The 2,889-nt window shown below is 64.8% G+C and carries 3 protein-coding genes; 2 read left to right on the forward strand and 1 reads right to left on the reverse strand.

What is annotated here, in order from left to right:
- Positions 1-1,213: adenylate/guanylate cyclase domain-containing protein (locus MOV74_RS35120; RefSeq protein WP_309486864.1), on the forward strand; the 1,213-nt coding region annotated here is incomplete at its 5' end.
- Positions 1,214-1,258: 45 nt separating this feature from the next.
- On the opposite strand, the gene pobA is transcribed toward MOV74_RS35120, so the two are convergent.
- On the reverse strand, positions 1,259-2,431 hold the full coding sequence (gene pobA, locus MOV74_RS35125; protein WP_246931682.1) for a 4-hydroxybenzoate 3-monooxygenase: 1,173 nt from the start codon (positions 2,429-2,431) through the stop codon (positions 1,259-1,261).
- A 50-nt stretch (positions 2,432-2,481) separates the two neighbouring features.
- Here pobA and MOV74_RS35130 point away from each other — a divergent pair.
- The coding region (locus tag MOV74_RS35130; RefSeq protein ID WP_246931684.1) for an AraC family ligand binding domain-containing protein at positions 2,482-2,889 on the forward strand (408 nt) is incomplete at its 3' end.

Below are 2,889 nucleotides of genomic sequence, written 5' to 3' on the forward strand. Positions count from 1 at the left end.
GGAGCGCGCCATGCAACGCGCCCGCAGCGACATCGCCGGCGTGTTCGTGCACGCCACCGCTGTTCGCAACCTGATCGAGCGCGATGCCCTGACCGAGCTCGGCTTCCCCGCGCGGACCATTCTCACGATCGCGTTTGCGCTCGTCATCGCTTGCGCCGCCTGCATGCTTGCGCCGAGCGGAGCGCTGATCGCCTGGTTCGCTCTCACTGCCATTTACGCTGCCGTGGCCGTCAGCGCGTTCGTTCATGCCGTGGCATTGCCGTTGACGGAGCCGGCACTCGCCGGCCTTGCCGCGCTCGCGATCATGACCGGCTACAGATTCGTGCTGGCCGATCGCGACGAGCGCTTCCTGCGCAAGAGCTTCGCCTTTTACCTCGCGCCGGAGGTCATCGAGACCATGGTCACCTCCGGCAAGATGCCGGCGCTCGGCGGCGAGATGCGCAACGTCACCATGTTCTTTTCCGACCTCAGCGGTTTCTCGTCCATTGCCGAGACCATGACACCGGGCGAGTTGGTGACGCTGATGAACGAATATCTGTCCGCCATGACCGACATCATCGAAAGCCATGGCGGTTACGTCGACAAATATATCGGCGATTCCATCGTCGCCATGTTTGGCGCGCCAGCCGACGATCCCGCACACGCTCGCAACGCGGTTCGCGCCGCGCTGAAGTGCCATACGAGGCTTGCGGAGCTCAATGCCGGCAATCCCGCTTTCGCCGGGCACGGCCTGTCGCATCGCATCGGTCTCAACAGCGGCGAAGCCGTGGTCGGCAATATCGGCTCGCGCCGCCGCTTCAACTATACCGTGATGAGCGACACCGTGAACGTCGCCTCACGGCTCGAGGGCGCCAACAAATATTACGGCACCGCGATCATGGCCTCCGAAACGACGATGGTGCAGGCCGGCGACGCGTTCGCCTGGCGCGAGCTCGATGCGATCAGGGTGCAGGGCCGCGGCGAGGCCATCAAGGTGTTTGAGCCATTGGCGGACAAGGGCGCGGAGAGCGCCGACCAAGCCAAGGTGGCCGCCGCATATGCGGAGGGGCTCGCCTGCTGGCGCGCGCGGGATTTTGCGAAGGCATCCGATGCATTCGGGCGTGTCGCAGAGATCGATCCGGCATCGGCACGGTTTGCCGACCGCGCGCGAGCGCTCATCGCAGATCCGCCGCCGTCCGATTGGACACCAGTTCACACGCTGGAAGGGAAGTAGCAGTCGTTCACCCTTCCCTCCAGGGTAGGCTAAGAGCCCGCCACCCTAAAACGGCAGTCCCACGTAGTTCTCCGCGAGCAGGCGCTGCGCCGTCTCGGACGAGAGCAGATATTCCAGCTCCGTCTGCTGCAGCCGATCCTCGTATGCGAGCCGGTCGGGGAAGCGATGCAGGAGCATCGTCATCCACCAGGAGAAGCGCTGCGCCTTCCAGATCCGCGCGAGCGCCTTGGCGGAATAGCCGGCAAGGCCGGAATCATCGCCGCTCTGATAATGTGCGAGCATGGCGTGATAGAGATAATAGATGTCGGACGCGGCGCTGTTCAGCCCGCGCGCGCCTGTCGGCGGCACGATGTGAGCGGCATCGCCGGCGAGGAACAACCGGCCATAGCTCATCGGTTCGGCGACGAAGCTGCGCAGAGGCGCGATGCTCTTCTCGATCGACGGTCCCGTGATCAGGTTGCCGGCGACCGCGTCCGGAAGTCGGCGCTTCAGCTCGGCCCAGAACGCATCGTCGCTCCAGTCCTCGGCCTTGTCGGTCAGCGGCACCTGGATGTAGTAGCGGCTGAGCACCTGCGAGCGCAGGGAGCAGAGCGCAAAGCCGCGCTCGTGCTTCACATAGATCAACTCCGGCGACACCGGTTTCGTACGCGACAGCACGCCCAACCAGCCGAACGGATAAACCTTTTCGTATTCGCGCAGGACGTCCTTCGGAATCGATTTGCGGCTGACGCCGTGGAAGCCGTCGGCGCCGACGACGTAGTCGCAATCGACGCGGACGGTCTCGCCGTTCGATCGATAGGTCACGTAGGGCCGGTCCGACGTCAGATCATGCGGCGTCACGTCCTGCGCATCGTGAACGACCTTGCCGCCGAGACGGTCGCGCGCCTCATAGAGGTCGCGCGTCAGCTCCGTCTGGCCGTAGACCAGCACCGAATTGCCGCCGGAATGCTTGTGCAGGTCGACCTGGGACAGCACGCCGTCATGGGCGATCTCGAAGCCGGTATGGATTTCGCCCTCGCGGTCCATCCGCTCGCCGCACTGCGCCTCGCGCATCAACTTGGCGAAGCCGTGCTCGAGCACGCCGGCGCGGATGCGGGCGAGCACGTGGTCGCGGCTGTATTTCTCCAGCACGATTGTGTCGATGCCCTTCAGGTGCAGCAGCTGGGACAACAGCAGCCCGGACGGCCCGCCGCCGATGATACAGACCTGAACCTTCATTTTTGCATCCTCCCGTCGGCACTTTTTTGCAGATTTGACCCCGCAGACCGATGGAGGGTTTCGCCATTGTCTTGTACTATTCGAACATGAGAGATGCAGCCCCGGCGATCCGTATCTATAATCTGTTCGGCGAGTCCGGCGATCTGCCCGACGTCGTGCATTGCGAGACCATCGCGTCCCGCTCGGTGCTGCACGACTGGACCCTGGCCGTGCACCGCCACGCCCGGCTGCACCAGGTGCTGCTGATCGAGCGCGGCGGCGGCGAGGCGACGCTCGACGGGCGGATGGTGCCCTTGAGGCCGATGCAGATCGTCAACGTGCCCGTCGGCCACGTCCACGGCTTCCGCTTCGTGCCCGATACGCAAGGATGGGTGCTGACCATCGCCGCGGAGATTCTGGACGAGGCGCTGCTCGCCGCCGAGGGGCTGCGCGGTGCGCTGTCGCGCTCGGCCGTGGTG

The organism is Bradyrhizobium sp. SHOUNA76, from assembly GCF_023006445.1.
In the GTDB taxonomy this organism is placed as follows: Bacteria; Pseudomonadota; Alphaproteobacteria; order Rhizobiales; family Xanthobacteraceae; genus Bradyrhizobium.

What these genes read in the sequence shown, in the direction of transcription:
- pobA (WP_246931682.1), bottom strand. Translation starts at nt 2,431, where the DNA reads ATGAAGGTTCAGGTCTGTATCATCGGCGGCGGGCCGTCCGGGCTGCTG.